11 protein-coding genes are annotated in these 12,882 nt (G+C 62.6%); 4 read left to right on the top strand and 7 right to left on the bottom strand.

Features of this window, described 5'->3' with window-relative positions; all coding sequences use genetic code 11:
- Window positions 1-87: 87 nt before the first annotated feature.
- Together HX881_RS01405 and HX881_RS01400 are read right to left on the bottom strand one after the other, a co-directional pair.
- Window positions 88-1,182: a DmpA family aminopeptidase gene (locus HX881_RS01405; protein WP_017127335.1), complete on the bottom strand. Its 1,095-nt coding sequence runs from the start codon at window positions 1,180-1,182 to the stop codon at window positions 88-90.
- 96 nt (window positions 1,183-1,278) lie between these two features.
- On the bottom strand, window positions 1,279-2,730 hold the full coding sequence (locus HX881_RS01400; RefSeq protein ID WP_177082281.1) for a serralysin family metalloprotease: 1,452 nt from the start codon (window positions 2,728-2,730) through the stop codon (window positions 1,279-1,281).
- Window positions 2,731-2,948: 218 nt separating this feature from the next.
- Here HX881_RS01400 and HX881_RS01395 point away from each other — a divergent pair, with 218 nt between their 5' ends.
- The 4 genes from HX881_RS01395 (at window position 2,949) to HX881_RS01380 (ending at window position 6,868) form a co-directional block, all read left to right on the top strand.
- Window positions 2,949-3,797 carry an AraC family transcriptional regulator gene (locus tag HX881_RS01395; protein WP_177082279.1) on the top strand — a complete coding sequence of 283 codons (849 nt, stop codon included), beginning with the start codon at window positions 2,949-2,951 and terminating at the stop codon, window positions 3,795-3,797.
- Window positions 3,798-3,848: 51 nt separating this feature from the next.
- Window positions 3,849-4,460 (top strand): LysE family translocator, encoded by a 612-nt coding sequence (locus HX881_RS01390; protein WP_017127337.1) that lies wholly within the window; start codon window positions 3,849-3,851, stop codon window positions 4,458-4,460.
- Between the two features lie 148 nt (window positions 4,461-4,608).
- Window positions 4,609-5,550, top strand: a complete 942-nt coding sequence (locus HX881_RS01385) for a choline ABC transporter substrate-binding protein (protein WP_177082277.1) — start codon at window positions 4,609-4,611, stop codon at window positions 5,548-5,550.
- 388 nt (window positions 5,551-5,938) lie between these two features.
- Window positions 5,939-6,868: an alpha/beta hydrolase gene (locus HX881_RS01380; RefSeq protein ID WP_017127339.1), complete on the top strand. Its 930-nt coding sequence runs from the start codon at window positions 5,939-5,941 to the stop codon at window positions 6,866-6,868.
- A 108-nt stretch (window positions 6,869-6,976) separates the two neighbouring features.
- Here HX881_RS01380 and HX881_RS01375 read toward each other — a convergent pair whose 3' ends face one another.
- The 5 genes from HX881_RS01375 to HX881_RS01355 form a co-directional block, all read right to left on the bottom strand.
- A complete protein-coding gene (locus HX881_RS01375; RefSeq protein ID WP_177082275.1) occupies window positions 6,977-8,602 on the bottom strand; it encodes a methyl-accepting chemotaxis protein in 1,626 nt (541 codons plus the stop codon).
- A gap of 375 nt (window positions 8,603-8,977) precedes the next feature.
- The gene (locus HX881_RS01370) at window positions 8,978-10,057 is read right to left on the bottom strand and encodes a polyamine ABC transporter substrate-binding protein (protein WP_177082273.1); all 1,080 of its coding nucleotides are present in this window, start codon (window positions 10,055-10,057) and stop codon (window positions 8,978-8,980) included.
- Window positions 10,058-10,109: 52 nt separating this feature from the next.
- On the bottom strand, window positions 10,110-10,451 hold the full coding sequence (locus HX881_RS01365) for a cupin domain-containing protein (protein ID WP_017127342.1): 342 nt from the start codon (window positions 10,449-10,451) through the stop codon (window positions 10,110-10,112).
- A gap of 43 nt (window positions 10,452-10,494) precedes the next feature.
- Window positions 10,495-11,901, bottom strand: a complete 1,407-nt coding sequence (locus HX881_RS01360; RefSeq protein ID WP_177082271.1) for an NAD(P)/FAD-dependent oxidoreductase — start codon at window positions 11,899-11,901, stop codon at window positions 10,495-10,497.
- A 49-nt stretch (window positions 11,902-11,950) separates the two neighbouring features.
- Window positions 11,951-12,766, bottom strand: a complete 816-nt coding sequence (locus HX881_RS01355; protein WP_177082269.1) for a helix-turn-helix domain-containing protein — start codon at window positions 12,764-12,766, stop codon at window positions 11,951-11,953.
- Window positions 12,767-12,882 lie beyond the last annotated feature (116 nt).

Genomic DNA, 12,882 nt, shown 5'->3' with positions numbered 1-12,882 from the left:
AGACTTTCAGGAATATTCAAGCCGGAAAAACGCATAAGCGAAGTGCATCAATAAATGACCGACCAGTCATCCATGACTGCCTGGTTTTTATTGTCGCCCGCTCGTTCTTAGTGCATCCAGGGCAACTTCGCCCGTCAGGGCCGGAACCCGCACGCCGTCCGCGGTGGTCATGTCTTCGCCGGCGAGCAAGGCGTTGATGATCGCCTCCTCCACCGCTTCGGCCGCCGCGAGAAACAAGGGCGAGATATGGTCGTTGTTGACCATCGTCAGCGGGCTGCTGAACGGCAGGTCCTTGCGACCGTAGTCCGCCGGCGCGATCTGCTCGTTGCCGGTGGCGAAGGCAAGGAAGATATCGCCGCTGGAATCCTCGGTCCCGCCCCCAGTGCGAGCGATCCCGATCGACGCCCGTTGCGCCAGACGCTGGCATTGATGCGGCAGCAACGGTGCGTCGGTGGCGATGACCACCACGATCGAGCCCATGCCCGGAGTGCCACGCCGGGCGAAAGGCGAAGGGATGCCGGTCAACTGGCGCCCCACGGGATAACCGTCGATGCGCAGTTCCTGGCGTTTGCCATGATTGGCCTGGACCAGCGCGCCGACGGTCCAGCCCCCCTGTTCCGCCGGCAAGCGCCGTGACGAGGTGCCGATACCGCCCTTGAACTCATGGCAGATCATCCCGGTACCGCCGCCCACCGCGCCTTCGCGAACCGCCCCGGAGCGGGCATCCGCCAGGGCTTCCTCGACCTGGGCGGGACCGACGTGCTGGCCCCAGATATCGTTGAGCACCCCGTCATAGGTTTCCATCACCACCGGCATGCACCAGTACACCGCGGGGTCCTTGAGGCTGTCGCGCTCCTGCGCCACCAGGGCATCGCGAACCACCCCGACGCTGTGGGTGTTGGTGATCGCGATCGGCGTGGTCAGCAACCCGGCTTCGCGAACCCACTCCAGGCCCGTGGCATCGCCATTGCCATTGAGCACATGGCAGCCGGCGAAACAGGGCTGCTGACGCGCGGCAACGGCGCGTGGCTGGATCACCGTCACCCCGGTGCGCACCTGCTTGCCATCGATTTCGGCCTTGAGGGTGCTGTGGCCGACCCGGACTCCGGGGACATCGGTAATGGCATTGAGTGGGCCGGGGGTACCCAGGCCCAGAGTGATACCCCATTCACGTGCGCGCATAAAAACTCCAGATAAGCAAAATCGGTTACAGACAGGATTCGACGCCAGGTCGACCACAGTGGCACAGAAACGTCGCCCTATCTGCCTATAGTGCTATCAGACCACGATGTCGCCCAGGGTGATCTGGCCTACCGCCGTGATCAGGACATCGGCCTGGCCATTGCCGCTGACGTCGATGGCAAGGTGGCTGTCGCCAGTGGCTTGGGAATAATTCAGGAGCGCTTCGCCCGCGACACCCGTGAAGCTCTCGACGATGTTCAGCCCGACGCCACGGGTGATGCCGGAGAGATCGATCTTGTCCTCGCCGCTGACAAAATCCATGATCCGGTCGGCAGCCTCCGGCGCCGAGTCGGAAGCGACCATGAACATGAAGGTGTCGTTGCCCGCATCGCCCCACAGTTGGTCCGCACCACCCGCGCCATACAGGACGTCGTTGCCGGCACCGCCCCGCAGTTCGTTGGCCACGGCGTTGCCGATCAGCAGGTCGTTGCCCGAACCGCCGATGGCATTCTCCACCGTGACGCCCTGGGCAATCGAGACGTTACCGACCATGCCGCCCACATCGGAGAACGCGCCTGTGTGCAGGTTGATCTTCTGGTTCTGGGTGAAGCCGGAAAAATCCAGGGTGTCATTGCCGCCACCGTCCCAGACGCAGAACACCAGGGCATCCCACGATTGAAAGGCACTGAGGAAGTCCCGTCCGGTGTTGGAGTTGAAGCCATAGGTCGTATCGTCGGAACGGGTGCTCCAGTTGGCGCCATAGAGCTTCTGGATGGCCGCGATATCGTCCATCAACGGGGCGGAGGCATAGAAGGCCGCGTCATTGCGGGTGAAGTCCTGGCCGCTGGCGGTTTCGCTCCAGTAGCTCATCACGCTGTAACCCAGGGTGTCCTGCGCATAGGTGGCATTGCTCGCGTAGCTCGCCCCCGCACCGTTGTAGTTGCCGGGATGTGGCAAGCCGAGGACATGCCCGATTTCATGGGTCAGGGTCTGGCGGCCATTGTTGTTGAGCCCCGGACTCTTGTTGTCCTCGTAACCGTCGGCGATGCTGTACCAGGACTGCCCGCCCAATCCCGATATGTCTCCTGGCCGGATGGTCTGGGCCGCTCCGCCTCCCACCTTGTAGTCGCCAAAGGTGATATGGCCATCGCCGCCCTGCGGCGCTTCGGAAAACGAGATATGGGCGGCGTCCGACCAGGATTGCATGGCCAGCACTGCCTGGGCTTTCTGCAAGGGACTGAACGCCTGGAGCCCGGCGAGCCCCAGCGCATAGTAATCATCATTGGACAACAGCTGCGATGCGTTGGGGAAGCTGTAGGTCAGCTCTATCTTGCCGTTCCCGTCGGTATCTGCCCAGGGCGTCGAGCCGTTCGACAGATTTGTCGCGGCCTGCTCCACCGAGTAGAACGGCTTTCCATTGGCTGTCACGCCCCCGGCGCGCTCCGACTTTGCACTGAACTCACGAACGAGCGGAAGCAGAAGCTGATGGCTGCTTTCAACATGACCTACCTGCGGATTGACGACTTCAATGACTTTCGACACTTTCATACCCTATCAATGGAGGAATCCGGGAACTTGAAACGTTTCCTCAGACACCCCATTGAACGCCGCCACGGGTCCGCGGGCTTTTAAATACCGCCCGATACCCTCCTCCTTCCCGGCCCGCGAGCGGATTACCCCTTCGTTGCACAGATCTTCTAGACTTGGCCCTGGAAACCGGCGCTAACTGTCACCCTGCACTAATGCCCAACACCCCCAGGTACAGCATGTCCAGCAACGCCGACAACTGGATCGACCTGACTCAGGATCAGGACACCGGTATCGAAACCCTCCGCGCCCATTTCAAGGGGCACGCCTACGACGCCCATTGGCATGACAGCTACCTGGTGGGGGTCACCGAACAGGGCGTGCAGCAATTCAACTGCCAACGTACCCGCTACCACAGCGTGCCGGGCAATGTGTTCCTGCTCGAACCGGGCGAGATCCACGACGGCGATGCCCCCACCGAAGGCGGCTTCACCTACCGCACGCTCTACCTCGATCCCCACTGGCTGGAGCGGGAGCTGAGCGCGCTGTTCGAAGAAGCGCCGGCCAACAGCCAACTGTCCTTTGCCACGCCACTGGCAACCGGCGACAGCCGCCTGGCCCAGGCCACCAGCGCCGCCTTCGAGGCGATCCACAGCCAGGAACTGCGCATCGTCCGGCAAAGTGCCCTGGACCAGATGTTCGACGCTCTCACCCGCCATCTGCACTGGCGTACCCGCTATCGCGAAGACCCGCGCCTGCCGCGGGTGGCGCAGCTCGCCCGGGAATACCTGCATGCCCACCTGCAGCATGACCTGAGCCTCGACGACCTGGCGGCGGTGACCGGGGTCGATCGTTTTCGCCTGACCCGTGCCTTCAAATCGGCCTATGGCCTGCCGCCGCACGCCTATCTGGTGCAACTGCGCCTGGCCAAGGCGCGGCAGATGCTGGCTCGCGGCGAACAACCGGCAACGGTGGCCATGGCCCTCGGTTTCGCCGACCAGAGCCACCTCGGGCGCTGGTTCCTGCGGGCCTATGGCCTGACCCCGGCAGCCTACCGCAAGCGTTGCTCAAATCTTCCAGACGCCTGAAGCGGCAGCCGCGAAGATCGTCCCATCGATCTCTACGCGGAGCCCCTGCCCATGTTGTCCACCTTTCCGAGCCTGCTGCCCTTCCTGCTCTTTGCCTTTGTCGCCTCCATCACCCCGGGACCGACCAATATCCTCGTGCTGAGCAACAGTGCCCGCTACGGCCTGGTCGCGGCGCTGCCGATCATTCTCGGTGCCTGCGCCGCAGCCGCGCTGATCGTGCTGCTGGTGGGCAGCGGCGTCGGCCAGTCGCTGACCGGCATGCCCCTGGTGCAGGTCGCCATGCAATGGCTGGGCATCGCCTGGCTGAGCTACCTCGCCTGGCAGATTTTCAGCGCCCCGGCGAGCGTCATCGACGGTGGAGCGGAACCGGCAAGGCGCCTCGGACTGCTGGGTGCGGCCAGCCTGCAACTGATCAACCCCAAGGTGTGGATGATGGCCCTGGCGGTGGTCGGGGTGTTCGCCGGCAGCGGCGCCGAACGCCAGGCCCATGTGCTGTCGCTGTCCCTGGTGTTCTTCCTGGTGTCGCTGCCCTGCATGGGCCTGTGGGCCGTGCTGGGGGTCGGCTCGGCCCGGCTGTTTCGCTCGCCCCTGGCGATGCGGCGTTTCAACCGCTGCATGGCGTTGCTGTTGCTGGTTTCAGCCTGGCTGAGCCTGTGGGTATGACTTGCTGATATAACGGCAGGGAGTCGCTGCAGTGCAAAAGCCGGTCGCCCTGGTGCGCTTTTGCCAGCTAACGGCTGCGTAACGTGGCCGGACGGTGCATGAAGACACCGGCCTCGACAATAAACGACCTGCCGCGAGACCTTCCAACATGAAAAGACTGTTCACCAGCTGTCTGTTCCTCTGCGGTACCGCACTCCTGAGCAACCCGGCATTCGCCAGCGACGACGCCTCCTGCAAGAGCGTGCGCATGGGTGTCGTCAACTGGACCGACGTCATCGCCACCAGCGGCATGGCGGACGTACTGCTCAACGGCCTGGGCTATGAAAGCAAGCAGACCAGTGCCGTGCAGCAGATCATCTTTGCCGGTATCCGCGACAAGCGCCTGGATATCTTCCTCGGCTACTGGAAGCCGGCGATGGACAAGAATATCGAGCCGTTCGTGGCCGCCAACCAGGTCAAGGTCATGGCCAAGCCGAGTCTGGCCGACGCCCAGGCGACCCTGGCCGTCCCGCAGTATGTCGCCGACGCCGGACTGAAGACCTTTGCCGATATCGCCAAGTTCAAGGACCAGCTCAAGGGCACCCTCTACGGGATCGAACCGGGCAGCGGCGCCAACACCACCATCAAGACTATGATCGACACCGATCACTTCGGCCTCAAGGGATTCAAGCTGGTCGAGTCCGGTGAAGCCGGGATGCTCGCGGCGGTACAGCGGGCCGTCAATCGCAAGGAGTTCGTGGTCTTCGTCGGCTGGACGCCGCACCCGATGAACATCAACATGAAGATCGCCTACCTGACCGGCAGCGAAGATGTCTATGGTCCCAACGAAGGCGCCGCGACAGTCTCCACCGTCACGGCCCCGGACTACGCCGAGCGTTGCCCGAACGTGAACAAGCTGCTGGAAAACCTGACCTTCACCGCCGCCCAGGAAAGCCAGTTGATGGTGCCGATCATGGAGCGCCAGACACCCCAGGACGTGGCGAAGAAATGGTTGCGTGATCACCCCGAGGATCTGCAGCGCTGGCTGGCCGGTGTCACCAGCATCGACGGCAAGGATGGCGTGGCGACCGTGCAGGCCAGCTTGAAATAACCATCGGCACGGACATTGTGGGAGCGGGCTTGCCCGCGAATGAGGACCTTGAGACTTGCAGCGCCCATGATGGCCTCTTCGCTGGCAAGCCAGCTCCCACAGGGCCGGTTGGCTGAGCACAGGATTACAACCCGGCACGGACATTGTGGGAGCGGGCTTGCCCGCGAAGAGGACCTTGAGACTTGCAGCGCCCATGATGCCTCTTCGCTGGCAAGCCAGCTCCCACAGGGCCGGTTGGCTGAGCACAGGATTACAGCCCGGCACGGATATTGTGGGAGCGGGCTTGCCCGCGAAGAGGACCTTGAGGTTGCTGGAGCTTCGCGGGCCAGCCCGTTCCTGCATGAACCGCACTCCTACAGGCTTCGCGTCCTGTAACCATGGAACCCCAATGAGCAATTACCCCCTTTCTCCCGAACTGAGCGCCTTTGTCGACAAGACCCTCGGCTTCGGTTACCCGGACAGCAGCATCCAGGGCCTGCGCATCGGCTACAGCGAGATGTGCAAGGCCTTTACCCCTCCACGCCCGGCCGACATCGCGGTCAGCGAGCAGCGGATCGCCGGGGTGCCCGTGCGCCAGTACCGGCCCACCTCCCCTCGTCCAGCAGACGGCTGGCCTTGCGTGGTCTATCTGCACGGTGGTGGCTGGGTGGTGGGCGATCTCGACTCCCATGATTTCATCACCGCCGAACTGGCATCGCTGCTCAAGGCCGTGGTGGTCGCGGTCGACTACCGGCTGGCACCGGAACAGCCCTTTCCGGCAGCCTTCGACGATTGCCTGGCCGTCTGGCGCAGCTTGCGCAACGACGCCGAAGACTGGCAACTGGACCGCAACCGCCTGGCGATTGCCGGCGACAGCGCCGGCGGCAACCTCGCCGCAGCCGTGTGCTTGGCCTTGCGCGATGCCGGGGAGCCCCAGCCGCTGGTACAGGCCCTGATCTACCCGGGGCTGGGCGGTGATGACGGACTGCCGTCACGCAGCGAGTGCGCGGATGCGCCGTTGCTCAGCGCCAGCGACGTGCATTGCTACCACACGCTGTACCTGCCGGGCCCGGGCAAACCCTCGGCCTATGCCATGCCCTTGCAGGCCACGGATTTCCACGGCCTGGCCCCGGCCTTTATTGCCGTGGCGCAATACGATCCGCTGCGGGATGACGGGGTGTGTTATTTCGAGCGGTTGAAGCAGGCCGGCGGCACCGCCAGCCTGCATCTGGGCCTGGGACTGGTCCACGGCTGCCTGCGGGCACGGGGAATGGCCCAGGAAGTGGATCTGCTGTACGAGAAGCTGCTGGCGCAGTTGCGGCGCTATCTGAGCCTTTAGCGCACGCAGGGCGAGGATGGGATCGTTCCTACGCTCTGCGTCACGGATCAAAGTTTCGCGGGCAAGCCCGTTCCCACAAGAGCGTGGGAACGGTCCATCATCCGGCGCTTAGATAACGAAACGCGCCACCATCGCATTCAGGTCCACCGCCAGACGTGACAGCTCATGGCTGGCCGCACTGGTCTGGTTGGCCCCGGCGGCCGACTGGGTCGCCAGGTCGCGGATATTCACCAGGTTGCGGTCGACTTCCCGGGAGACTTGCGCCTGCTCTTCCGAAGCACTGGCGATCACCAGGTTGCGCTCGTTGATCAGGTTGATCGAGTGGGTGATCTGTTCCAGGGCGACACCGGCGGCGCGGGCCATTTCCAGAGTGGTCTGGGTCCGCTGGTTGCTCTGCTGCATCGATTGCACCGCCTCGCCGGTGCCGTTCTGGATCCCCGCCACCATCTGTTCGATTTCCCGGGTCGACTGCTGGGTACGATGGGCCAGGGCCCGGACTTCGTCGGCGACCACGGCGAAGCCACGACCGGCCTCACCGGCACGGGCCGCTTCGATGGCGGCGTTGAGCGCCAGCAGGTTGGTCTGCTCGGCAATCGCCCGAATCACGTCCAGTACCTGGCCGATATCCCGCCCCTGCGTCGCCAGGCCTTCGATCAGCACGGAAGTGTTCTGCACGTCCTGGGTCATGGCCTGGATCGCGCCGACGGTTTCCACCACCCGGTCGCGGCCTTCGCGCGCCGCCAGGTTGGATTGCTGGGACGCCTCGGACGTCGAGACCGCATTGCGCGCCACTTCTTCAACGGCACTGGTCATTTCGTTGACCGCGGTGGCCGCCTGTTCGATTTCGTTGTTCTGCTGCTGCAAGCCCCGAGAGGCCTCTTCAGTCACCGCGCTGAGTTCTTCCGCCGCGGAGGCAAGCTGGGTGGCCGAGCCGGAAATCTGTTCGATGGTCTTGCGCAGGCTGCCCTGCATGGCCGCCAACGCCGTGAGCAAACGCGCCGGTTCGTCCTTGCCGTCCACCTCGATCGGCTTGGTCAGGTTGCCACCGGCAATGCTCTCGGCCGCGGCCAACGCCCTGTTCAAGGGAGTGACGATGCTGCGGGTCAGCAGCCAGGCGAGCAGCACGGTCATCAATGCCGCGACGACCGAGACACTGATAATGCCCAGGCTTGCGTTGTCATACTGCTGGCCGGCTTCTGCCGAGGCAGCCTTGGCCCCGGCCTTGTTGATGTCCATCAACTGGTTGAGCTGCGCGCCCATCAGATCGGTGCCGGCCTTGATCTGGTTGTTGATCAGGTTGCGCATGTCATCGATCCTGTTCTGCCGCGACAGTTCGAGCATTTGCCCCTGGTCCCTGAGATAGGTATCGAGGGTGGCGGCGAACTCCTTGTACTTGGCCAGCTCCTCGCCCGCGGAAGGCAAATCGGCATAACTCTTCTGATCCTTGCGGATCTTGTCCGTGAGGAAGGTGATACGGGTGTCGGCTTCCTGCAAGGCCGCGGGCTCGCGATTGATCAGCACGCGAAACGACAGGATGCGCAAGCGCAGGACCCCTTCGATCACATTGCTCAGATAACCGACGCTCGGCAACTGGTTGGTGTTCATATCGACCGAGGCCTGACGGATGACCGTCATGCGCGTTTGTGCAAACACCCCCAACACCACCACCAGCAATGCGATAAAGGCAAAACCGAGAAAGGCCCGAGGGGCGATATTCATATTACGTAGGGACATGGGAAGCTCTCTCTGAACATTGGGGGCTGCTAGCGTCCATGCCATCTGTCCACCAGGTGGGAACACGACGATGCTCCGCCCGACGGTTAACGCCACGTCTGTGAAAAACTCGCGGGCTTATTACCGATATCGGCAGGACTTTATGTTTTATTCAGGGCGACGGGTAAAAATATTTTAAATAATTACAAGCGGTTGAGAAGTTATCTCTATGACGCCAAAAAGATGGCTATTTAATATTAGTCAACCGTTTCAGCAATGTAACTCTATAACGCATTAAACACTGTTATGGATCCAATAAATGCACCGCCAATAAAAAAGCGGGAACGGATCCAGTCCACTCCCGCCCTTTTAGGCAATGACCCGATACCGCGATAATTATTCGCCGGTCTTGATCTTGTTCCACAACCGGGTACGGATCCGGTCGATATTCAGCGGCATGGCCTCCAGCGCGAACAGCTTGCCCATCATCTCCGGGCTCGGATACACCTTGGTATCCGCCTTGAGCGCCGGGTCCACCAGGCTGTCGGCCGCCGAGTTGCCGTTGGCGTACTTCACATAGTTGCTGATACCGGCCATGACCTCCGGACGCAGCAGGTAGTTCATGAAGGCATAACCGGCCTTTTCATCCGGTGCATCGGCGGGCATGGCCACCATGTCGAACCAGATGGCCGCGCCTTCCCTGGGAATCGAATAACCGATATTCACGCCATTCCTGGCCTCCGTGGCACGACTGGCGGCCTGCAGGATATCGCCGGAGAAACCCACGGCAACGCAGATATCGCCATTGGCCAGGTCCGAGGTGTATTTGGATGAATGGAAATACGCCACGTAGGGCCGCACTTTCATCAACAGATCCTCGGCCTTCTTGTAGTCCGCCGCATTCTTGCTGTGGTGCGGCAGGCCCAGGTAATTAAGCGCCGCCGGCAGCAACTCGGGACCATTGTCGAGAATCGCCACGCCACACTTCTGCAACTTCTTCATGTTCTCGGGCTTGAAGATCAGGTCCCAGGAGTCCACCGGTGCATTGTCCCCCAGCACCGCCTTGACCTTGTCGATGTTGTAGCCGATGCCGGTGCTGCCCCACAGGTAAGGGAAACCATGTTCGTTGCCCGGGTCGTTGACCTGCAGCGCCTTGAGCAAGGCCGGATTGAGATTCTTCCAGTTCGGCAACTGGCTCTTGTCGAGCTTCTTCAGCGCACCGCCCTGGATCTGCCGGGCCATGAAGTGGTTGGAAGGAAACACCACGTCGTAACCCGATTTGCCGGTCATCAACTTGCCGTCCAGGGTCTCGTTGCTGTCATAGACGTCATAGCTGAAACCAATCCCGGTTTCAGTCTGGAAGTTCTTGGTGGTGTCCGGGGCGACATAGTCCGACCAGTTGTAGATCTTGACGGTTTCGCCCGCCTGGGCGAAGGACGCCACCAGCATCAAGGGAGCAATGGACATGCGGATCATGAGTGGATTCCTGTGTATGGTTTTTTTGTTGGCAGGCTCAAGTGATCAGGGATCAGAAAATCAGGACGTAAGTCTTGCGCACGGTTTCCTGGATATCCCAGATTCCGGTACTGTTTGCCGGCAACATCAGTGCATCGCCGGCTTCTATGTGCAGGGTTTCGCCGTTGTCCGGGGTGAAGGTGCAGCGGCCCTGGATAAAGTGACAGAACTCCTGGGCGACGATCTGCCGCCGCCAGCGCCCCGGGGTGCACTCCCAGATGCCGGTCTCGACACCGTCGTTGCGTTCGACACAGGTCACCGACGCCACGGAAACCTGCTCGCTGAGGGGCACCGCGACCGGGTTGGAGACTTCGAGGGTGGCCGTGGCGGTGTTCTTGAATTGCGTAATGCTCATGGGATCAGTCCTGCGGGTGGATGACCCGGCGCAATCGCGCCGGTTATTTCATGAAACCTTCCATGAACCCGGCCACGCCGCTGGCCAGCTTGCGGCGCCACGGCGGGGTGTTGGGATTGGCCAGGGTCTGGTCTTCATGGACAAAGCTGCGAATGATCGCGTTGTAGCCCAGCCAGCGGCAGGGCTCGGGCTCCCAGGCCCTCAGCGCCGCCAGGCCGCCCTGCGGGATCACCCAGGGCTGGTGGACCCGCTGGGTATCCCGCTGCAGGATCAGGTCGGCCAGGGTGCGCCCGCCCAGGTGACTGGCGCCGACGCCCTCGCCGCCGTAACCGCCGGCCAGGGCGATACCGTTGGCGCGGTCGCAGAGCATGTGCGGCTGGAAACGCCGCGACATACCGAGGTTGCCGCCCCAGGCGTGGGTGATACGGACTTTTTTCAACTGCGGGAACAGTTCGCCGAACAGATAGCGGCGCAGTTCGATTTCCTGCTCGGTCAGGTTGAAGTCATGCCGTAGCTGGCCGGCGAAGCGATACCCGCCACGGGCACCGAACACCAGGCGATTATCGGCGGAGCGCTGGCCGTAGGTGACCTGGCGACTGCTTTCGCTGAACGCCTGGCCCTGGCTCAGGCCGATTTCGTCCCAGGTCGCCGCCGACAGGGGCTCGGTCGCCACCAGCAGGCTCTGTACCGGCAACTGGTAGCGCCCCAGGGGGGGCAAGGTCACCGAGTAGCCTTCGACCGCCGGCACCACCCAGTGGCTGCGGACCTGGGCCCTGGCCGTGCGCAGGCCGCCGGAACGCCAATCGGTCACCGGGCTGTTTTCATAGATCGGCACGCCAAGGCGCTCCACCGCCCGGGCCAGCCCGCGCACCAGCCTGGCCGGCTGCACGGTGGCGATATGCGGCGCGAAGATCCCGCCGTAAGGTCGGGCAACACGGATCTGCCGGGCCAGTTGCTCGGGGCTCAGCCAGACATAGTCGGACTCGTTGAGGCCCTGCTTGTACAGCTTGTCCAGATAGGCGCGCAGGCTGTGTTCCTGCTCGGGGTAACGCGCGGCGCAGTACAGCACTCCGCCCTTGCGATAATCGCAGTCGATGCCCTCCTGATCGAGGACACTCTTCACCTCGTCGGGAATGCCGTGCAGCAGATCGAAGGAAGCCCGGCGCTGTTCCGGTGACAGGCCGGCGAGCAGTCGATCCTCGCCCAGCAGGTTGCCCATCACCCAGCCACCGTTGCGCCCGGAAGCACCAAAGCCGGCGGTCTGCGCCTCGACGATCACCACTTTCAGCTCAGGCGCCTGGCGCTTGAGGTAATAGGCGGTCCACAGCCCCGTGTAACCGGCGCCGATAATCGCCACGTCGACGTCCAGGTCCTGTTCCAGGCTGGCCCGCGGCGTCAGCGGCTCATCGAGCTGATCCATCCATAAACTGATATTTCGCCACACCGGCATTCCAGACTCCACAACCTGTAACAGATGGTGGTGATCCTAGTACCGCTGCTCAGAAGGTGTCTTGCGCGCGTGCACGCAGAGAAATTTGCCGGGCATAGGCCTTGGGCGACAGGCCCGTGTGCTCGCGAAAGCACTTGTAGAAGGCCGAGAGAGAATTGAACCCGGCGGCAAAGGCCAGTTCGTCGATACGCGCCGGCTGCTCCGCCTTGTCCAGCGCCGCCAGCAGATGTTGCAGTCGCGCCTGGTTCACATAGCGATAGAAACTCTGGCCGAGCACCTGGTTGAGCAGGTAGGAAATCTGGTTGCGGCTGTAGCCGCACTCCTTCGCCACCCGTTGCAGGTCCAGTTCGGGATCGAGGTAGGCTTGCTGGCGCTCGAAGTACTGCTGCAGATCGTCGGCCATGAAGCTCAGTTGCCGTGGCGACAGCCCCAGGCGACTGACCGCCGGCCGCAGCACGCCGGTCGCCGAACGGGCAGGCTGCTCATGCACCAGGGAAGCGTATTCGTTGACCCGCCAGATCAGCCCGTCACGCACGGTGATCGCCTCGCTGGAGCGAAACGACACCAGTCCCTCGCCGCCGCGCAGGGTGATCCTGTATTGAATGAAGGCCGTGTTGCCGTCCAGGCGGATACGGTCGCTGTGTTCCAGTGCCTCGTCGGACTCCCGGGGCATGCTGACCCGCACGTATTCACGCAGGTCCGCCAGGCCCAGCAGGCGGTTCTGGAAGAAGTCGTGGTACTGGATGTCCGGATGATAGAGGGCCATGACCCCGTCCAGGTCACGGTGTTTCCAGCACAGGTGGTAACGCAGGACAGTTTCGCCGGTGGCCCGGGTCTGGGCGGGGCCGTCATCGTCTTCGGACATGGAGCGCTCAAATGAGGGTGAGTTATGACACAGATCAAATTACACGAAAACAATCGCCGAACGGCCTGAAAAAACTCTCCTGTCCGTTGCGAACGAGTGCTATTTTTAGCACTCGG

This window comes from Pseudomonas gingeri, from assembly GCF_013386115.1.
GTDB classification, from domain to species: domain Bacteria; phylum Pseudomonadota; class Gammaproteobacteria; order Pseudomonadales; family Pseudomonadaceae; genus Aquipseudomonas; species Aquipseudomonas gingeri.
Note: the sequence above shows the minus strand (reverse complement) of the source record. Positions and strands in the feature narration are given on the sequence as shown.